Origin of the sequence: Streptomyces sp. RFCAC02 (assembly GCF_004193175.1) — a bacterium.
In the GTDB taxonomy this organism is placed as follows: domain Bacteria; phylum Actinomycetota; class Actinomycetes; order Streptomycetales; family Streptomycetaceae; genus Streptomyces.
Genome location: NZ_SAUH01000001.1, coordinates 1359127 through 1379171, shown reverse-complemented (window position 1 = coordinate 1379171; position 20045 = coordinate 1359127). Strand labels below are relative to the sequence as shown.

Here is a 20045-nt window from a genome sequence, read left to right as displayed (position 1 = left end):
GCCGGGTCACGCGTCGCCCGCGAGGCGGCTCAGCGCCCGCATGGCCTCGCGCTCCAGCTCCGCGATCCGGTGCAGGACCTCGCCCGCCCGCGCGAGGCACCGCTCGTCACCCGTCCCGCCCGCCTCCGCTATCAGCGCCGCCGTCTCCGTCCACAGCCCGGCCGCCTCGGCGTACCGCCGGTGGCCGGTGCGCAGGTGCGGGCTGTCGAGCAGCGCGGCGCACTCGGCGAGGAAGTCGCGGTAGAGGTTGCGGAACAGGGCGCCGCCGGTGCCGGCCTCCTCCATCATGAACGCGATCCGCGGCAGGTCCCGCCCGGGCGCTGCCACACGCCGGAACCAGGCGGGGACCAGCGTCGCCGCCCTGTCGATGCCCCGGTGCCCGATGTTGGCGATGGGCGGGGCGAGGAAGGCGTCGGCGCACGCCGTGATCGCGGGCACGAGCACGTCGCGCGGCGCGGGCGGCGCGCCCGTCACGGTGAGGGTGAACGACCGGTGCCGCGCGCTCATCGGACCGCGCGCCGCCCTGGCCGCGGCGAGGGACGCCAGGCTCGTCGTCACCATGCCGCCCTGCTGCGCCGTGTCCACGAGGTGGGCGTCGCGGTCGTCGTAGCCGTGCAGGGCGACGATGTGGCCGCCGAAGCGCACTTTCGGCTCGAAGTGGTCCAGGTGGTGGCTGTCGAGCTGGAGCCCGACGGGGCGGCCGGCGTCGACGGCAGCCGTCACGTTCGCCCACGCCTTGCGGGGCGAGGCGGTCTCCTGGACGGCGAGTCCGAGACCGAGCCGGGCGGCCAGGTTCCTCGTCAGCTCGAACGGCTTGACGCGCCCCCCGAGGAAGGGGAGGTCCATGGCCTTGCTGTCCCAGTGGATGAACGACAGGCCGGAGCCGAGGCCGAACAGCATGGGCTCGGACAGGTCGAGCCCCTCGTGCCGCAGCAGTACGCCGAGGGCCGTCGTCTCGCAGTGCCGCGTGTCGCGGGCCTCGACGCCCGCCACCATGGTCATGCCGGGGTCTCCTCGATGGGTACGACGAGTCTGGTCATCAGCTCTTCCTCCGGCGCTTCTCCGGGACCGACGAGATAGCCCTCGCGCACGGGCGCCCGCGGGTGCAGACCGCGCTCGTGGACCGCGGCGAAGAGAGCGGTGTGCGCGAGCGGGAGTTCGGCGTAGGAGCCGATGTGCACGGTCTCGACGACAGGACCGCCGGGCAGCGTCTCGAACGCGACGCCGGGCACCCCGCCGTTCCCCTGCGGGCACTGTGCGGCGACGCCGATCTCCATCCCCTCGTCCACGTCCAACGGGTACAGCGCCCACAATGGCGGCTTCCAGGCGGTCCCCGCCCTGCCGAGCGCCGCCAGCAGCCGGCCCACGCACGCCCCGACCGCCGCCCCGATGCCCGGGGGATCGCAGACCGTACGCACCACGGCCAGCCGCCGTTCCGGCTCCTCGCCCACCGTCACCCCGTAACCGGGCAGGCCGCCGTCCGCAAGCCGCTCCAGCATCGCGATCCGTGCCCGGTCCCTGCTGATCCGCTCGGCGAGCCGGTCCCGTTCACCGCGCAGGATCGCCGCCCGCGCGTCCGGCCCGGCGGCCAGCGTCCGGGCGATCACGGCCAGCGGCAGGTCCATGTCCCGCAGCAGGGCGATGGTCAGGGCGTCCGGCGCCTGCCCGGGCGCGTAGTAGCGGTAGCCGGAACGGGCGTCCACGTGGACGGGCGTCAGCAGCCCCGTCTCGTCGTAGTGCCGCAACTGCTTGACACTGAGCCGGCACAGGCGGGCGAACCGCCCGATCGTCAGAAGTCCTTCCCGCACGCCGACCATGGTGGACCCTCCCCCTGTGGGAGAGTCCACCGCCGTCCCCTCGTTAACGCGTTGCCCGCCCCCACCCGGCCTGCGAACCTGGGGCGCGTGAACGCCTCATCCCACGACGTCTCCGCGCTCTTCGCCAGTGGCCGCCTCATCGCCATCCCGCGCCGCGCGGCCCGCCGCCGCCAGCTCCTCGACCACCTCGCCCGCACCCTGTTCGAACCGGGCCGCGCCTACACCGAGCCCGAGGTCAACGACGCGCTGGCCACCGTCCACGAGGACACGGCGGCACTGCGCCGCTACCTGGTCGAGGAGGGACACCTCCGCCGCACCCGGGACGGCTCCACGTACGAACGCACCCCGGCCGGCTGACTCACAGCTCCGTCACCACGATGTCGAGCTTCCCCGGCGCCGGCGTCTCGACCGTGTGGCCGAGGTCGCGCAGCGCACCGGTCAGCTTCTCCGGCGTCCTCGGCAGCGGACCCGCCTGGAGCAGGCCGCGGACGAGGCGGCCCTTCGTCGCCTTGTTGAAGTGGGAGACGACCGACCGCTTCTCCACACCCCCGACGATCCGCGACTGGAGGACCCGCACGGTCACCGTGCGCCGCGCCACCTCGCCGCCGGGGCGCCACATCGCGGCGTACGCGGACGACCGCAGGTCCAGGACGACCCGCCCCGCCGCCTCCGCCTCCAGCGCGGCACCGAGCGGCCCGCGCCAGTACGTACCGAGCGCGCCGACACCCGGGAGCCGCACCCCGGCGGGGCAGCGGTACGACGGCACCCGGTCGGTGATCCGCAGGGCGCCCCACAGGCCGGAGAAGACGACGAGCGAGGCGCGCGCCCGCCGCCGGGCCGCGGCGTCGAGCGTGTCCAGGCCCAGCGCGTCGTACAGCACGCCGGTGTACAGCTCACCCGCCGGACGTGCGGGCGCCTCCCGCAGCCGGGCGTTCTTCGCGACCTCGCCGCGCAGCCCCTCGCTCAGCCCGAGGACGGCCCGCGCCTTCTCCTCGTCGCCGGAGCACAGCGTGACCAGATCGTCCAGGACGGCGGCGCGCGCCTCGGCGAGAGCGGGGAACGACAGGCCCGCCGGATCGAGCGGCGCCCCCGTCCCGTCGCCGGCCTTGCCTTCGGAAGGGGGGAGCAGTACGAGCACCGGCCCAGCGTACTGACCCGACGGGACTGTCGGCGGCCACGGGTAGGATGGCCGGTACGGCGGACGAGCCGGCCGGGCGGTCGCGTCGGGGTGCTCCGCATCCCGCCGAGGAACGTCCGGGCTCCACAGGGCAGGGTGGTAGGTAACGCCTACCTGGGGCGACCCACGGGACAGTGCCACAGAAAACAGACCGCCGGGGGCTTCGGCTCCCGGTAAGGGTGAAACGGTGGTGTAAGAGACCACCAGCGCCCAGGGTGACCTGGGCGGCTCGGTAAACCCCACCCGGAGCAAGGTCAGAAGGGGCCACCGCCACGGCGGCGGCCCTGCGCGGACGATCGAGGGCTGCCCGCCCGAGTCCGCGGGTAGGCCGCTGGAGGCCGGTGGTGACACCGGCCCTAGATGGATGACCGCCTCCCCCGGGCGCCGCGAGGCCCCGGGGAGACAGAACCCGGCGTACAGGCCGCCTCGTCCGCCGCCCCCCCTGCCCGGCCACGCCGGCACCTTCCCCGCACGGAACCGTCCCCCGTTCCACCCCCATACGGCGTAGGGCGCGCGGGTTCGCCCGGGAGGGCTCCCGGATACATCGTGGAAGTCACGGATCGTTCGCGTCCTCGGTGAAGAGGGAAGCCAAAAATCAGAGGATGTGGTCACCGTGGTCGAGTTCGGACATGTCGCACGCGACGCCATCGACAGCATGACTGCCCGCTTGCGGCCGCCCCTGCCGATCACCGTGGGACGGGCGTGCGTACCGATGACGGGACGTCGGGAAAGGGCTGGAGGCGCGACCGTCACCGTGCTTGCATGAACCTCATGGTGACCACCGACCGCTTACTCGCCTTCGCCGTGATGTCGTTCCTGCTGATCGTGATTCCCGGCCCGAGCGTGCTCTTCGTGGTCGGGCGGGCGCTGGCGCAGGGGCGCCGTGCCGCGCTGACCACGGTCGTGGGGAACACGCTCGGCGCGTACGTGCTCGTCGTGGCCGTGGGCCTCGGGATCGGGTCCATCGTGGAGCGCTCGATCCTCGTCTTCACAGCGCTCAAGCTGGCGGGGGCGGCCTACCTGGTGTACCTCGGACTCAAGGCATGGCGCGAACGCGGCGCGCTGCGGGCCGCCTTCACCGCCGGCGGGGCGGCGCACGGCGGACGGCGGACATTCTGGGAGGGGTTCGCGGTCGGTGTGACGAATCCCAAGACCATGGTGTTCTTCGCAGCAGTGCTGCCGCAGTACGTCGACCGCGACCAGGGGCAGGTCGCGCTCCAGATGCTCGTGCTCGGCCTGGTCTTCAACGTCATCGCGATCACGTCGGACACCGCATGGGGCCTGACAGCGGCCACCGCACGCGACTGGTTCGGCCGCTCACCGCAACGCCTCTCCATGGTCGGCGGTATCGGCGGCCTGACCATGATCGGCCTGGGCATCACCGTGGCCGCGACCGGCCGCAAGGACTGACCTCACCGTTCTCCCCATCGGATCCCGCCTGCCGAAGGTACGACAGGGCCAGCACCGCACCCCGGCCAACCGAACGGCCCCACCCCCGCTCGCGCGGGGAGAACTTGGTAAGCCTGGCTCCGACGCGCTCCAACGCCGGACCACTCCCGCTCGCGTGGGGAGAACACGAGATTCTCGGCGCCGGCCGCCGAAGACGGCGGACCACCCCCGCTCGCGCGGGGAGAACCCACCGTCCGACGCGAAAGTGAATGCGGTCGCCGGACCACCCCCGCTCGCGCGGGGAGAACGACGCGTTCCGTATGACCGTGGGCGAGGCGACCGGACCACCCCCGCTCGCGCGGGGAGAACGCCGTGCTGACGGTGACGGTGGTCCGGGCCGTCGGACCACCCCCGCTCGCGCGGGGAGAACAGCCACCACCGGTACGTCGAGCCGTCCCCGACCGGACCACCCCCGCTCGCGCGGGGAGAACGAGGGCGGTGGAGCAGCCCAGCGATAAGGCATCGGACCACCCCCGCTCGCGCGGGGAGAACCTGCGGATTCGTCCGACGGGCAGGGACACGGGCGGACCACCCCCGCTCGCGCGGGGAGAACCCCGGTATTGGGAGGCTATCGGCGTCGCATTTCGGACCACCCCCGCTCGCGCGGGGAGAACGTCGTACGCCAAGGGACGCCGGCGGCAATCATCGGACCACCCCCGCTCGCGCGGGGAGAACCGGGCGCGCGCCGGATGCGGACTCGGCCGGGGCGGACCACCCCCGCTCGCGCGGGGAGAACGGAGACCGCGGTCGCCGGGGTGGCGATCCGGTAGGACCACCCCCGCTCGCGCGGGGAGAACCGGCTGGCCGACTTGGGACACCGCCCCGAGGTCGGACCACCCCCGCTCGCGCGGGGAGAACCCCCGGCATCGACCTCGGGAACTCCGCCCAGACGGACCACCCCCGCTCGCGCGGGGAGAACCCACGTACCCAGGAGGCTGACGTGTCGTTACTCGGACCACCCCCGCTCGCGCGGGGAGAACAGCGGATTCACCACCCAGGAGATCCGGTTCCGCGGACCACCCCCGCTCGCGCGGGGAGAACGCGAACATGGCCCGCTCCTGGGAGCGCAGACGCGGACCACCCCCGCTCGCGCGGGGAGAACTTCAGCCTCGCGTCACTCCACCCTTTCGCCAGCGGACCACCCCCGCTCGCGCGGGGAGAACATCGGCAGGTGGTAGCCGCCCCGGGTGTCGGTCGGACCACCCCCGCTCGCGCGGGGAGAACACGTTCGGTCTCGGCGTGATCCGGCACCGGCACGGACCACCCCCGCTCGCGCGGGGAGAACCCTTTCTGACCTGCGGCGTCAGGAGCCCTTTGCCATTACTTGACCACAAGGTTTTTCCGTCACCCCCTCATGTTGTCAGACCTGTGTGGTTGAGTACGCAGCCCTGGGAAGTCGGCAGGAGCGAGGTAGTGGCGTGCTCGATGCGCGGTTGTGTGGGAAGTCCAGCGGGTTAGACGAGCCGTACCCCGTCATCGGGCATCTCATCGATACAGCGATGGTCTGTGGTGCGGTGTGGGACCGGATGCTGGCCGAGCGGCAGCGGCGATCGATCGCCCAGGCGTTGGGTATGCAGCCAGACCAGGCCAGGCGGACTTTGATGTTCTGGGCTGGTCTGCATGATCTCGGAAAGATCATGCCGCAGTTCCAGCACATGATCGCGCGAGACAGAGCGGAGCATTGTGCGTTCCTGCGTGAACCCACATATGCGCACAGTCATTCGATCGACAGCCCTGTCAGTAAGATTCGCCACGAGATCGCGACCCATCGGGCGCTGCCGCAGTTGATGGCTCAACTCGGCTATCCGATTACGGGCGGTCGGTTGTCGAAGCTTCTGCTGGCACAGGTCGCGCAGCTTCTCGGCGGGCACCATGGTCGCTACCCGACGGACAACGATCCGCGTGACCTGCGTGATCCGGTGCAGAACATGCCGGAGCTGGGTTCCGCTGCGTGGGCGGCTCAACGAAGTGAGCACGTCACGGCTCTGCATCACGTCCTGGGAGGCCCGCCGGCGTCGAACTGCGCTGCCATGCCGCTGACGCTCGCGGTCGTCGTCGCCGGCATGGTGATCGTGTCCGACTGGGTCGCCAGCCAGGAACACGTGATCAAGGCTCAGCAGAGGGCGATGGCGGACGTACCGGACTACGGTTCGGCGGCAACGTTGTGTGCTCATGCCTGCCGGGTCGCTGACGCGGCGGACGAGTTGCTGAGTGAAGCGGGCCTGGGCCGGGCGACATTCCGTGCCGGAAGTTTCCGCGATCTGTTCCCTGAGATCTCCTCGCCCTACCCGCTTCAGATGAGCGTTGAGGCGGGACTGACCTCCGCGCGGATGAGCGGTCCGGGCATCCTGCTGGTGACGGCTCCCACCGGTGAGGGCAAGACGGAAACCGCTCTGTACGCTGCTTCCTTGCTGGGGGCCGCGTCCGGCAGCAGTGGCCTGTTCTTCGCCCTTCCGACGCAGGCCACGGCGAACCAGATGTATGGCCGACTCGTGCAGTTCGCCAGGAACAACCTGCGAGAGTCCGCTCCACTGACTCTGCTCCACGGTGCCGCTGACCTTTTCGAGCCGTACGCGGCCCCACGGGATCCGGGGCGCGATGCGGAAGCCGAACCTCGTGTCGTCTCCGATTGCGAACCGGGCTCCGAACGGCACGAGTCCGTGACCGTTGAGGCCGGCAAGTGGCTTCGACGGCGTGGGCGGGGCATTCTCGCTCCGCTGGCTGTCGGCACCATCGACCAAGCGCTCATGGGTGTCCTGCCGCTGAAACGCAACGCGCTCCGTCACCTCGGCCTGTCCGCGAAGACAGTGATCATCGACGAGGCGCACGCCTTCGACGCCTACACCCACGCCCTGCTGCTCAGGCTCCTCGAATGGCTGGGCGCGCTGGGCACACCGGTCGTCCTGCTATCGGCGACTCTGACGGGCGAACTGGCCCAGGGCATGATCCGGTCCTACCTGTCCGGTGCCGACCCGGCGAACAGCTCACGGAAGCTACCTGCCCCCGCCTACCCGGGCTGGTTGTACGCGTCGGCACGGAGCGACCTCGTCATCGAGCCGGCCGGCCGGGTCATGAGCGACCGCAAACGTGATCTCGCTGTGGAAGTGCGCCACGTGACGCACACGTACGAACCGGCGCGGCAGAACGGCCGGCTGGCCGCCCTCTTCCACGAACTGGACGCGGTGTCCGACGACGGCGGATGTGTCGCGGTCATCTGTACGACCGTGGCAGAGGCGCAGCAGACCTACGCGGCACTCCGCGATCACTTGTACGCCCGTCACGGTGACGGTTACCTCGGCTGGGACGACCGATCCGCTGAAGACTGTGTGCGGGAGGATGCCGCCGCCGGTCCGCGACTCCGGTTGCTGCACGCCCGTTTCCCCGCTCGCCGACGGGCGGCGCTCACGGACGAGGCCGAGCGCTGGTTCGGGCGGACGGACAAGCAGGGCGTGCGCCGGCCAACCGGCGCGCGCGGCGCGATTCTTGTCGCGACGCAGGTGATCGAGCAGTCCCTCGACCTGGACTTCGACCTGGTGATCTCGGATCTCGCCCCCATGGCCATGCTGCTTCAGCGGGCAGGGCGGGTCTGGCGCCATCGAAGCCCGGGTCCCGTCCGCCCGGCTTGGTCGACGGAACCGCGTCTCGTCGTGCTGGCGCCGGTCGGGGAGGACGGTCGCCTGTCGGTTCCGGTGAGCTGGGGAGATGTGTACTCGGAGTCGTTGCTGCAGCGGACTCTGGAACTGTTCGAGCAGCGCGGAAGCGAACCCGTTGCCGTCCCGGGAGACGTGCAGGGCCTTGTGGACGCCGTCTATGCTGCCGAGTTCGTCTCGGTCGCCCCCGAGGTCCTCATGGAACGGGATTTCAAGCGCTTGGCGGACGACATGGCGAAGAACGCGCTGGCGACCATGGTGGCCCTGCCGCCGCCGGGACGCGCACTGTCACTGCATCCACTGACCGCCAGCGACGCCGACGAGGACCTGATCCGGACGAGGCTGGGTGCCGATTCGGTTCCCGTGTTGCCCATCTTCGAGACCGGTGACGGCAGGTGGCTGGACGAGCAGTGCACCGTGCCGCTGCCTGAGCGGGGGCGGGGAAGGGACGGCCGCTACACCATGGCGCAGGTGCGCGATCTGCTGTCGTACGTCGCGCCCCTCGCACACGGCAAGTGGCGGGCGGCCTGCGGACCGGCCAACGAGCCGCCCGCCGGCTGGAGCAAAGAACCGAGACTTGCCCGCTTGGTGCTCCTCCCACAGCGGGTGTCAGGTGGGGAGGTGACGGGTGATGTTGTGGGTGAGTTCCGAATTACGAGTGACTACACACTCGGGCTGGTGACGAAACGCGAATGATAGAGCAGCGCCACCGCGATTGTTCACCTTTCTGAGTTTGTTGAGAGCAGAGTCATCGCGCCGTTTACATTGCTCTCGGCCCAGTGGATAGGCCCCCGCTCGCGCGGGGAGGGGGATCGACAGATCCGTCCGCCCCGATTGTTCACCGGACCACCTCCGCCTCCGCGGAGCGCCTTCCCGTCCTTGCGGGAGCAACTCCAGGCTATGACCCTGCCGTCTGCCGGTGCCAGACGGCGTCTAATTGTTCGATCGAGGTGTTCGATTCCTGTGTCCTCCGGTCCGGCCCACGACGGCCGTTTCCCGCTCGACCTGCGGCCGTGGGTTCCCGTCCTCTCAGACGGCGTCACGAAGCGTGTGGGTTTACGCGAGCTGTTCCTCGACGCGCATCACTTCGACGGGCTCGCCGTCGCCCTGCCGCCGGCGGCCTCCGGCCTGATGCGGATCCTGTGCGCCATGGCGGCCCGCATCACGGGGCTTGCCGCCATGTCCGACCCCGATGCGTGGCTGGATCGACGGTACGAACTCCTGACGGACCCGAGGGCTTTCGACGAGGCCGACGTCGGCGAATACTTCGTCCAGCATGCCGACGGGCTGATGCTCCACGACGCCGACCGGCCGTTCCTGCAGGACCCGCGGCTGGCCGAGGACTGCCCCGGCACGTCCGGTGTCAACAAGCTCGTGCTGTCCCGCCCGGCCGGCAACAACCAGGTTTTCTTCGGACACTTCACTGACGCCGAGCCGGTCGCCCTCAGCTCGGCGGAGGCGGCGTTGCATCTCATCGCCCAGCTCTACTACGGACCGTCCGGGCAGTGCACTCCCCGGACCGTCGATGGGCAGCGCTTCGGGAACAGCATGGCCGGGCCGCTCCGACGCGCACTGTCCTGCCATCCGTTGGGACGCAATCTCTACGAGACCCTGTTGTTGGGGATTCCCGCGCCCGACACCTGGCCGCAGTCACCAGGTGATGAGGACCTGTGCCCGTGGGAGCAGTCACAGCCGACCGCGCCCCTGGACATGGCGCCCCGACCGGCGGCCGGGCCGTTGTCGATGCTCACCGGCCGGTTCCAGCACGCCGTTCTGCTGAGGCGGGCGCCCGACGCGGAGCAAGTGGTTGATACGACGATCACCTGGGCGCTCCGTGTCAACCGGCCCGAGGTCGCCGATCCGTACCTCATCTGGGACGAACGCAAGGACGGCGGTCTCCACCCCCGTGACGCGAAGGCCGAGCGTGCGCTGTGGCGGGACCTGGACGCCCTGGTCCTCCAGCAGCGGTCGGGTGGCGGGCGCCGTCCGAAGATCTTCGACACACTGACCGGCGGCCAACTCCCGGAACCTGTGTTCCGCGCGCTGCGGGTCATCGCCTACGGGTTCGACCAGGACGGTCAGACCAGAGACCGGACGTATTTCACCGCCATGACGCCGCCGCTGTTCGGTCTTCTCGACGCCTCCGACACGGGCGCGGACACCGCTCTCGCGCGCGGCGTCGAGACCGGCCGTGAGGCAGCGGAGAAGGCCGCGTGGCACCTGACCACCGCGCTGCGCGGCGCGTGGCGTGAGTACACCACCCCCTTCACCGATGACCGGGCCGCAGCCGGCAAAGCCATCGGCGGAAAGGCGGCGAAGGGAACGGGGCCGTGGCCGGACGCGGCCCTGGCCGCCTACTGGCCGGCCGCCGAGGAACTGTTCTGGAACCTGCTCGACTCCCAGGACTTCTCCACCTCCCTGCCCGACTTCGGACGGGTCGCTCTGCGGGTCTTCGACGAGGTCACGATGTCCGTGGCCGCCGAGCCCCGCGGCGCCAAGGCCAGGGAGCACGCCCGCGGCCTCGTACGGACATTGCTCACCGGCAGTACGCGGTAGGGCCGGCCACTCGCCACCTCGAACAGCCATCGACCACTCCCGACGAGAAGGAGGCACCCATGACGACGACTGACGAGGCGACCGTCGCTTCCGCAGGGCACGGAACGTCGTCGCCGCCGCGCGACGAACGTCTCAAGCCGTACGACACGTTCGTGGACCAGGTGCTGGCCGCATGCCGCGAACCCGGCACCCAACAGGCGCTCAGGCAAGGCCTCGCCAAACCCGTCAACGAGGTACCCGCTCGAACCCACGCCGCCCTGCTGCGTGCCGGTTTGGTCCCCGAGAACGCACGGGGAGCGAAACGGCGCGCCTACTACGCCGTTGCGGCCCTCATCGCCGCACGGCCCCGCGCCATGCGTGAGACGGACGCACGGGAGACGGAGTCCGCTCCCGAGTCCGGCACCGAGCCGACCGGCGCCACGCCCCCACCGTCCGCAACCGGGACACCGGACGTGAAGACCTCCTGGGGGAGCAGCCTGGGCGCTTGCCTCGCACAGGCCGTCACCCGCGAGGGAGCGGACCAGGCGAAGGAGGCCGGTGTCGAATCCCGGCTGCACTTGCTTGTGCGACAGGACATCGACGGCCTTCACCGCATGCTTCCGGCCGTGGTGCGCCAGATGTCGTCGAGCGGGGTTCCCGTGGACTACGGGCGTCTCCTGTACGACATCGCCGCATGGCCTTACACGCGCGGCAGGACGACCACACGGTGGCTCGAGGACTACTACCGGACGATCCGCCGGTCGCAGCAGTCCAGTTGACCCGTGCCACCGATCGATCGACACGACCATCACAGACGAAACGGGAATCTCGAAATGACCCCTCCCACGACAACCGCTTCCGCGTCGGACGCCGCACGGCCCGTGCCGCGCTTCCTGGACGTGCACATCACCCAGGCCCTCCCCTTCAGCAACGTCAACCGGGACGACCTCGGGTCCCCCAAGACCGTCGTCTTCGGCGGCACCACGCGGACACGCGTCTCCAGCCAGGCGTGGAAGCGGCCGACCCGGCTGGCTGTCGAGGCGCGCATGGGTGAGCGTGCCCTTCGGACGCGCAGACTGCCGCTCCAGGTGGCCAAGGCGTTGGTGCAGCGGGGGTGGTCCCAGGATCTCGCTGATCTGGCGGGTGCCCAGGTGATCCGGTCCACCGAATCCAAACTCGACCTGGAGAAGGATGGCGGCCAGACCGCGTCCCTCCTCTTCCTCCCCGACAACGCGGCCGAGGCCCTCGCCGACATCGCGGAGCAGGAGCGGGAGAAGCTGCAGAAGGCACTGGGCACGAAGGCGGCGGAGAAGGCACTGCTGCCGAAGGACGCCGTGCACGACGTCCTGAAGTCGCGCAACGGTTCCATCGCCCTCTTCGGACGCATGCTCGCGGAGATCCCCGGCGCCGGGGTCGACGGTGCCGTCCAGGTGGCCCACGCCTTCACCACGCACAGCACCTCCGTGCAGGCTGACTTCTTCACGGCCGTCGACGACGTCAGCCAGTGGGCCACAGACGCCGGCAGTGCCCACATGAACACGGCCGAATTCAGCAGCGGGATCTTCTACCGATACGCCACTCTGGACCTGCGCGACCTGGTGGCGAACGTCTCCGACACGGCTCTGGCCCGCGAGTTGGCTGACGCGTTCGTCACCGCGTTCATCGAGAGCCTGCCGTCTGCGAAGAAGACCTCCACGGCACCGCACACCGTTCCCGACCTCGTGCACTTGGTGGTCCGCTCCGACCGGCCGGTGTCCCTCGCCGCGGCGTTCGAGAAGCCGGTCGAGGCGGACGGCAGCGGCTGGGGCGCACGCTCGCGCCAGGCACTGAGTGCGTACGCCACAAAGCTCACCACACTGATCGGCACGTCCGGGACCGTGCACAGCGCCTATGCGGGCATCGACGACACCGGCCTGACCGGCCTCGGCGACCGGGAGGTCTCGTACTCCGCGCTGATCGAGGGTGCGCTCACGGCCGCATGGAGCAGGGACGGGAGCACCACCGCGTGAGCGGCTTTCTCCTGCACCTGAGTGGCCCGATGCAGGCGTGGGGCGAGCACAGCGCCTTCAACGACCGTGACACCACTGCGCACCCCACGCGTTCCGGGCTCATCGGAATGGCTGCGTCCGCCCTCGGTATCGCGCGCAAGGACGCGGTCACGGACCCCGACGACGGGTCCATGACGCCCTTCAGCCGTCTCACCCAACTGCGATTCACCGTGCGCCACGACCGCGGCGGGACCCGTATGAGGGATTTCCACACCGTGGGTGGCGGCTATCCGACGCACCGCACGGTACCGACGGCGAAAGGCGGACGGCGCGGCGCCGGCCAGGGCACCATCGTCTCGCATCGCCATTACCTCGCCGACGCCGCTTTCATGGTCGCGGTCACCTCACCGGCCGATCCGCAGGTCGCGGCTGAGTGCGCGCATGCACTGGCCACACCGCACTGGCCCCTCCACCTCGGACGACGTTCCTGCCCGCCCGGCGCACTGTTCGTCCTCGACGACGTGACGGACCCGGTGGCCGAACTGCTGCGCGTCCCGCTCGCCCGGGAACAAGCGGTCCATACCGGAGTGGAAAGGGTGAGGAGCGGACAGAGCGGCGACTCGACCGTCACCGTGCGATTCACTGCCGACACCCCGTTCCCCGCCGGCTTCCCCGAGGCCGTGTCCAGCAGAACCTCTGTCACCACGCTGAACGACGAACCCGTCCGGCTCACCGCCCGGGACCGCGTCCACCGGAGCCGCCCGTCCTACACCACGAGTTGCCGACTGCCGGGTCAGCTGTGTGGCGGCTACGGGCTCGACTATCTCGATGCGATCCGCGCCTATCTCCGGCCGTCCCCCTCCTCTGAACGGAACGACACATGAGCATCGCGGCACCTCCGGCCGCCCGCAGCGCCGTGACGGATACCGCCTGGCTGTCCCAACTGCGGCTCAACACGGCCAACAGGGCCGTGCGGCACGATCTCAGAGACGTCGGTGCTCTGCACCGTCGAGTCATGAGGCTGCTGCCGGACGACCTCGGCGACCGTCCGCGTTCACGCGCGGGCACTCTCTTCCGGCTGGAGGTGGTGGGGGAGGGGCCGCCCATCCTGCTGGTCCAGAGCCTCATGCCCGTCGATCCCGCGCGCCTCCCACTCGGCTACGCGGACGTCCGCACCAAGGACATGACCGCCTTGCTCACCGCGCTCCGCCCCGGAGTGACCGTCCGGTACCGGCTCGTCGGCAACACCGTGCGCCGCTGCGGACGAAACAGCACCGCGGGCCGCTGGAAGCAGGCCACCCCCCTGCACGGTGAGGACGCGGACCACTGGTGGGTCGAACGGGCATCCGTCGCCGGGCTCGTCCCGCGGTCCATCCTGTCCGATCCGGTGGAACCCCTCGTCGCATGGCAGCGCGCGGACGACCGGGCCACGGCCTCGGCCCCGGATCGTGGAAAGCCGCCGGGGAGCCGGCATGACGGTGAGGTGAGGGTGCCGCATCACGCCACCCGCTTCGACGGCGTGGCGACGGTCCACGACGCTGAAGCGCTGCGGAACGCCCTCCTGCACGGTATCGGCCGCGCCAAGTCGTACGGATGCGGCTTGCTCAGCATCGCTCCGAGCGGCCCCGCCGCCTGAAAGGAACACACGTGTCAACGGTTCCCGACAACAGCGGTCCGCCGCACGACAAGGCGACGGCCCGCCGCCGCATCGCCGCACCGACGCTTGCCATGCTGCCGCGCGTCGGAGATTCCCTGTCCTTCCTCTACGCGGATGTCGTCCGCATCGTCCAGGACGACACGGGGGTCTGCGCCGAGACGACCGCGGCGGATGGCGACATCACCCGGGTCTACTTACCGACATCCGCGCTCTCCTGCGTACTCCTCGGCCCCGGGACCTCCATCACGCAGCCGGCCATGGCGACGTTCGCCCGGCACGGGACGACCGTTGTGTGCAGTGGGTCCGGCGGCGTCCGGTGCTACTCGTCCACCGTCTCGGACGCGCTCACCACCCGGTGGCTGGAACACCAGGTGCACCACTGGAGCGATCCTGAGCGCCGTCTCGCCGTCGCGCGTCAGATGTACATCAAGCGCTTCAACATGCCCGTGCCGCCAACCGCGAGTCTGAACGCGCTGCGTGGCCTGGAGGGCCAACGGGTCAAGGCGCTGTACAAGCACCTCGCCCAGCAGCACCGCATCGGCCGTTTCCGCCGCAACTACGATCCCGCCGCCTGGGATGACCAGGACCCGGTGAACCGCGCCCTGTCCTCGGCGAACACCTGCCTGTACGGCATCGTGCACGCCGCGCTCGCGGCACTGGGCTGCTCACCCGCCCTGGGATTCGTGCACCAGGGCAAGCAACTCGCGATGGTCTATGACGTAGCCGATCTGTACAAGGCCGAACTCACCATTCCGCTCGCCTTCTCGCTGCACGACTCCCCGAACGCGGAGGCCATGGCCCGGCGCGGATTCCGTGAGGGACTACGACTGTTTCGACTGCTGCCGCGCATTGTCTCGGACATCCAGTCCCTGCTCGTGCCGGACGAGGCCGAGCCGACGCCCGAGGGGCAGGCCGTACAACTGGTGAACCTGTGGGACCCGGACGTCGGCTCGGTACCCGCCGGTGTGAACTACGCGGGGCAGGGCCGACCGGCCGATCCCGATGACGTGGACGAACCATTCCCGGACGATGACGCGGACCCCACCGCCGTGTCGTGACCTTCTCCCGAAAGCCACCGGCTCATGTCCTCCATCACTGTGCTCTCCACGACGGCGGTTCCGGACCATGTCCGCGGCGCCCTCACCCGTTGGATGATCGAACCCACACCCGGCCTCTACGTCGGCACTCTCTCAGCCCGTGTACGCGACGAACTGTGGCGCGTGGTAAGCGCGTCCATCGGTACGGGCGCGGCGGTCCTCGTGCATCCGGAGGCGAATGAACAGGGCTACGCCCTCCGAACGGCCGGTGAACGCCGCCGGGTCCCCGTCGATTTCGACGGTTTGACGCTCGTCGCCATCCGTCCCGAGGAAGGAGGGAAGGAACCGACTGCCTTGCCCGCGTAGCGATCGGGTGGCCCCTTGAGGATGCGTCGGTGGCGAGCCACCCTCCGGGCCAGCTGAACAGCGTAAGTCACCGAACCGGGGACGACGGTGGCGCTCATGCTCGGGCGTGAGCGCCACCCGCGCTGTGGGGATGCGCTCAGCGGCTCGGGGAAGACGACGTTCGCTGGGCGCGGCCCACCCCCGCTCGCGCGGGGAGAACGTCGAAGAACCGGCTGTCCGTATCCACCGGCACGGACCACCCCCGCTCGCGCGGGGAGAACTGGAAGAGGGTGAAGGAGTCCCGCGAGCGGCCCGGACCACCCCCGCTCGCGCGGGGAGAACTCGGCCAGCGTCGATTTCCCGGCGGCGATTTTCGGACCACCCCCGCTCGCGCGGGGAGAACTTCGTCCTCAACCGGGAGACCCGGGACAGGATCGGACCACCCCCGCTCGCGCGGGGAGAACGGCGACCCGATCCTCAGCCGCCCCGCGAAGGTCGGACCACCCCCGCTCGCGCGGGGAGAACGGCGCGGGCAGGTTGTTGTAGGCGTTGATGACCGGACCACCCCCGCTCGCGCGGGGAGAACACCCGCTCGGTGTGGAGGGCGCCGCTGCGGAACGGACCACCCCCGCTCGCGCGGGGAGAACACCCTCCCCTCCGGCGCGACCTACCTCCCCGACGGACCACCCCCGCTCGCGCGGGGAGAACACCGTCAACGACCTCGACGGCGACCTGATGACCGGACCACCCCCGCTCGCGCGGGGAGAACCGAGGCAGTGACGTCGCTGGTGCTCGTGAGGACGGACCACCCCCGCTCGCGCGGGGAGAACAGGGTCCGGCGAGTCGAGTCAGACATGGGTGCCGGACCACCCCCGCTCGCGCGGGGAGAACTCCTGGACGTCGCCGAACTCGCGCTGCTGCTGCGGACCACCCCCGCTCGCGCGGGGAGAACACCCACACCCGCACCGGCATCGGACCCGACAGCGGACCACCCCCGCTCGCGCGGGGAGAACGGGGCCTACTGGTGCTATCTCTGCGGGGCGGGCGGACCACCCCCGCTCGCGCGGGGAGAACCTCCGGGATATCTCGACCGATATAGGCGCGTACGGACCACCCCCGCTCGCGCGGGGAGAACGTCCGCATACGTACGGCACCCAACCCGGTCTCCGGACCACCCCCGCTCGCGCGGGGAGAACCTTGTCGGGTGTCGGGTTGCCGACGGGCATATCGGACCACCCCCGCTCGCGCGGGGAGAACGGCTTTGGAGCCGGTGACTCGCTCCCGGATCGCGGACCACCCCCGCTCGCGCGGGGAGAACGCGACCCCCGCGACCGGCTTCAGCATCCTCTTCGGACCACCCCCGCTCGCGCGGGGAGAACGAAGGAGGCGGACACATGTCCGACCCTACCCCCGGACCACCCCGCTCGCGCGGGGAGAACGGTGAAAGTGCGGGAGGCGCTCAACGTGGCTCCGGACCACCCCCGCTCGCGCGGGGAGAACCTTCACCCTGATCTCCGCCCGTTCTACGTGCACGGACCACCCCCGCTCGCGCGGGGAGAACCCTTCGCCACCTGCGGTGTTAGAGCGGGTTTGCCGTTTCTTTGCCTTTGTCGGGCGGTGTCATCTGTCCATGGTGACAGAAGTAGCGGGTGGTGGGGCGAGAGAGGGGCGGGAGGTGTCCAGAGCCAATTGCCTGGTGGTCGGCCGCGTATCGTCCTCGCATGGGTGCGCGGTTGCCGTTGTTGTTTCTTGATGTCGATGGGCCGCTCATTCCGTTCGGTGCCGTGTCGGGGCAGTATCCGACCTATGCGGTGGGGCTCGACACCAATCCGCTGCTCTGCCGCATCGATCCCGCGCATGGGCGGCGGTTGGCGGCGTTGCCGTGTGAGGTCGTCTGGGCCACTACGTGGAGGAGGATGCCAACGAGTGCATCGCTCCCCTTCTCGGACTGCCCCAACTGCCCGTCGTGTCCTGGCCGGAGCCGTCCGATGGCGACGAGCAGGACGGACGTGCCGGGTTGCACTGGAAGACGCGCACGCTCGTTGCTCGGGCGGAAGCGCGGCCGTTCGTCTGGGTCGATGACGAGATCACCGGCAACGACCGGGCGTGGGTCGCCGGCAACCACCCCGGACCCGCGCTGCTGCACCGTGTCGACCCACGTGTCGGCCTCACCGCCGACGACTACGCGGCCATCGACTCGTGGCTGCGGCACCCGTCGTGAGCAGGGCGCGCGGCTATGTCCGTTCCAGCGGTACGTGGGTGCCGGTGGTGATCAGGCCGGTTTCGTAGGCCACGATCACCGCCTGAACGCGGTCGCGGATGCCGAGTTTGGCGATGATCCGGGCGACGTGTGTCTTCACCGTCGCCTCGGCCAGGTGGAGGCGGGTCGCCAGTTCGGCGTTGCTCAGGCCCCTCGCCAGCAGGCCCAGGACCTCCAGTTCGCGCGGTGTGAGGGAGGCCAGGTCGCGGTGCAGGGGCGCCGTCTCGCTGCCGCGCTGCGCGAAGCGCTGTACGAGGCGGCGTGTGATCGCGGGTGCCAGCAGCGCGTCGCCGTCGCGGACCGTGCGGACCGCCGCCGTCAGGTGTTCCGGTGTCACGTCCTTCAGCAGGAAGCCGCTCGCCCCCGCCGACAGCGCCGCGTACACGTAGCGGTCCAGATCGAACGTCGTCAGCATGATGACGCGCGGCCTGTCGGGCGCGTCGGTGAGGATGCGGCGGGTCGCCTCCAGGCCGTCCATGCCGGGCATCCTGATGTCCATCAGAACCACGTCGGGGCGCGTACGGCGGACCGCCTCGACCGCCTCCGTCCCGTCGGTCGCCTCCGCGACGACGTCGATGCCGTCGGCGCGGAGGATCAGCCGGAACCCGGTACGGACGAGGGTCTGGTCGTCGGCGAGGAGCACGCGCAGCGGCTCGGTCACGGTGTCTCCAGGGGGATCAGGGCCTCCACACGGTAGCCGCCGGTCAGGCGCCGGCCCGTGGTCAGGGTTCCGCCGTAGACGGCGAGGCGTTCGCGCAGGCCGATCAGGCCCCGGCCGCTCCCGGGGGCGCCGTCCGCGCGCCCGCCCGTGTCGGTGACCTCCACCCGGAGGCGTTCCGGGCCGTAGTCGACGGTCACGGTGGCGGTGGCGCCGGACGCGTGCTTCACCGTGTTGGTCAGCGCCTCCTGGACCACGCGGTAGGCGGCGAGTTCGAGGCCCGGCGGGAGGGGGCGGGGCGGTCCCGTCACGGACAGGCCGACGGTCAGTCCCGCGTTCCTGACCCGTCCGACCAGCGGTTCGAGCTGGTCGAGGCCCGGCTGCGGGGCCAACTCGCCGCCGCCGTCCGCCGCGTCGCCGTCGTCGGCCATGGTGAGCAGCCCCATGACGTGGCGCAGCTCCGTCATGGCCGCCCGGCCGCCCGCCTCGACGGCGAGCAGCGCCTCGCCGGCCTCGTCGGGCGCGTCCTTCATGATCTTCCGTGCGGCACCGGCCTGGATGATCATCACGCTGACGTTGTGCGTGACGACGTCGTGCAGTTCGCGGGCGATCCTGGCCCGTTCGTGCTCGACGGCGCGGCGCAGCGCCTCGGCCTGTTCGCGTTCCAGGGCGGTGAGCCGGGCGCGGCCCTCGTCGCTGCGGAGTTTCCACGTGCGCAGGCCGACGGCGGCCATGGCCAACGGGATCAGGATCAGCAGGGCGGTGTACTCGTTGGGGACGATCGGTGTCACCGAGTTCCCCGAGGTGCTGACGAGGAGGACCGACACCGACAGCGCGGCGAGCGTCGCGGCGCGGTACGGGCTGTGCACGGCGGCGCTGTAGACGGCGATGATGAACGCGTAGAACGTGAGCCGCGCGACGCTCTGCGGTGTCGCCAGTGTCGCGGCCGTCACGACGCACAGGACGGCGAGCGGGTAGCGGCGGCGCAGCGCCAGGGTGCCCGACGCGATGGCGGCGAGGGCCACCATGAAGGCCATGCCGCCGGTGCCGGACGGGCGTTCCAGGACGTACTGCACATCGGGCGCGATCTGGCGCACGACGACCCTGTCGGCGTTGTCGATGCCGTAGTAGACGGTGGTGACCCCGAGCGCCAGCGCCAGCAGCGCGTCGAACTGCCGTGCGCGCCGGGTGGGTCGCAACGGCGGGACGCCCGGGGTCGCGGCGCCGCGGACCGTCCGGAGGGTGGCCTCCCGGAGTCGCCCCAGCGTCGTCGTCACGTCCATCACCGGTTCATTGTCGTCGTCGCCCGGGCCGGTGGGATCAGCCCGGCGGTCGTTCCGCGTACATCGCGCGCCTACATCGGACGGATGACGCCCCGGGGGATCGTCCCCGCACGGTACGGGATGGGGTCCGGGCGGCCGACGCGTGCGCGCGGTGCCCGCTCCTAGCGTTCGCGGAAGTCGAAGTCCCGT

The 20045-nt window shown here is 70.6% G+C and carries 15 protein-coding genes, 1 other RNA gene, 1 pseudogene and 2 CRISPR repeat arrays; of the genes and pseudogenes, 12 read left to right on the top strand and 5 right to left on the bottom strand.

The annotated features are described in order from the left end of the window. Positions 1-6: 6 nt before the first annotated feature. On the bottom strand, positions 7-1002 hold the full coding sequence (locus EMA09_RS06215; protein WP_129839670.1) for a BtrH N-terminal domain-containing protein: 996 nt from the start codon (positions 1000-1002) through the stop codon (positions 7-9). Then, positions 999-1817, bottom strand: coding sequence for a MerR family transcriptional regulator (locus EMA09_RS06210; RefSeq protein WP_240796256.1), 819 nt, complete (start codon positions 1815-1817; stop codon positions 999-1001). The genes EMA09_RS06215 and EMA09_RS06210 overlap by 4 nt, the downstream gene beginning before the upstream one ends. An 87-nt stretch (positions 1818-1904) precedes the next feature. Between EMA09_RS06210 and EMA09_RS06205 the strand changes: the two genes are divergently transcribed. Continuing rightward, positions 1905-2174 (top strand): DUF2087 domain-containing protein, encoded by a 270-nt coding sequence (locus tag EMA09_RS06205; RefSeq protein WP_240796255.1) that lies wholly within the window; start codon positions 1905-1907, stop codon positions 2172-2174. 1 nt (position 2175) lies between these two features. Here the strand turns inward: EMA09_RS06205 and yaaA are convergent, their stop codons facing one another. Then, on the bottom strand, positions 2176-2955 hold the full coding sequence (yaaA, locus tag EMA09_RS06200) for a peroxide stress protein YaaA (RefSeq protein WP_129839666.1): 780 nt from the start codon (positions 2953-2955) through the stop codon (positions 2176-2178). Between the two features lie 64 nt (positions 2956-3019). Between yaaA and rnpB the strand changes: the two genes are divergently transcribed. From rnpB to EMA09_RS06145, 11 genes and pseudogenes are all read left to right on the top strand, one after another. After that, an RNA gene (rnpB, locus tag EMA09_RS06195) (RNase P RNA component class A) lies at positions 3020-3427 on the top strand. 338 nt (positions 3428-3765) lie between these two features. Continuing rightward, positions 3766-4404: a LysE family translocator gene (locus EMA09_RS06190; protein WP_129843862.1), complete on the top strand. Its 639-nt coding sequence runs from the start codon at positions 3766-3768 to the stop codon at positions 4402-4404. 75 nt (positions 4405-4479) lie between these two features. After that, positions 4480-5728: a CRISPR direct-repeat array (repeat unit 29 nt; unit sequence CGGACCACCCCCGCTCGCGCGGGGAGAAC). 133 nt (positions 5729-5861) lie between these two features. Further along, complete coding sequence (locus tag EMA09_RS06185) at positions 5862-8789, top strand: CRISPR-associated endonuclease Cas3'' (protein ID WP_129839664.1); 2928 nt, start codon at positions 5862-5864, stop codon at positions 8787-8789. Positions 8790-8993: 204 nt separating this feature from the next. Then, entirely contained in the window at positions 8994-10649 is a 1656-nt protein-coding gene (gene casA / locus EMA09_RS06180; RefSeq protein WP_129839662.1) for a type I-E CRISPR-associated protein Cse1/CasA, read from the top strand. Between the two features lie 59 nt (positions 10650-10708). Further along, a complete protein-coding gene (gene casB / locus EMA09_RS06175; RefSeq protein ID WP_129839660.1) occupies positions 10709-11407 on the top strand; it encodes a type I-E CRISPR-associated protein Cse2/CasB in 699 nt (232 codons plus the stop codon). Between the two features lie 54 nt (positions 11408-11461). Continuing rightward, positions 11462-12637 carry a type I-E CRISPR-associated protein Cas7/Cse4/CasC gene (gene cas7e / locus EMA09_RS06170; RefSeq protein WP_129839658.1) on the top strand — a complete coding sequence of 392 codons (1176 nt, stop codon included), beginning with the start codon at positions 11462-11464 and terminating at the stop codon, positions 12635-12637. After that, a complete protein-coding gene (cas5e, locus tag EMA09_RS06165; protein ID WP_129839656.1) occupies positions 12634-13500 on the top strand; it encodes a type I-E CRISPR-associated protein Cas5/CasD in 867 nt (288 codons plus the stop codon). The genes cas7e and cas5e overlap by 4 nt, the downstream gene beginning before the upstream one ends. Then, complete coding sequence (cas6e, locus tag EMA09_RS06160) at positions 13497-14252, top strand: type I-E CRISPR-associated protein Cas6/Cse3/CasE (protein WP_129839654.1); 756 nt, start codon at positions 13497-13499, stop codon at positions 14250-14252. Before cas5e ends, cas6e begins: the two co-directional genes overlap by 4 nt. 92 nt (positions 14253-14344) lie before the next feature. After that, positions 14345-15331, top strand: coding sequence for a type I-E CRISPR-associated endonuclease Cas1e (gene cas1e / locus EMA09_RS06155; protein WP_129843861.1), 987 nt, complete (start codon positions 14345-14347; stop codon positions 15329-15331). Between the two features lie 24 nt (positions 15332-15355). Beyond that, the gene (cas2e, locus tag EMA09_RS06150) at positions 15356-15676 is read left to right on the top strand and encodes a type I-E CRISPR-associated endoribonuclease Cas2e (protein ID WP_129839652.1); all 321 of its coding nucleotides are present in this window, start codon (positions 15356-15358) and stop codon (positions 15674-15676) included. A 170-nt stretch (positions 15677-15846) separates the two neighbouring features. Then, positions 15847-17216: direct repeats of the CRISPR family, unit length 29 nt; unit sequence CGGACCACCCCCGCTCGCGCGGGGAGAAC. A 160-nt stretch (positions 17217-17376) separates the two neighbouring features. Beyond that, positions 17377-17876: pseudogene (locus EMA09_RS06145) on the top strand (HAD domain-containing protein). Positions 17877-17889: 13 nt separating this feature from the next. Here the strand turns inward: EMA09_RS06145 and EMA09_RS06140 are convergent. Beyond that, positions 17890-18576, bottom strand: a complete 687-nt coding sequence (locus tag EMA09_RS06140) for a response regulator transcription factor (RefSeq protein ID WP_129839650.1) — start codon at positions 18574-18576, stop codon at positions 17890-17892. Beyond that, positions 18573-19856, bottom strand: coding sequence for a histidine kinase (locus tag EMA09_RS06135; protein ID WP_129839648.1), 1284 nt, complete (start codon positions 19854-19856; stop codon positions 18573-18575). The genes EMA09_RS06140 and EMA09_RS06135 overlap by 4 nt, the downstream gene beginning before the upstream one ends. Positions 19857-20045: the final 189 nt, after the last annotated feature.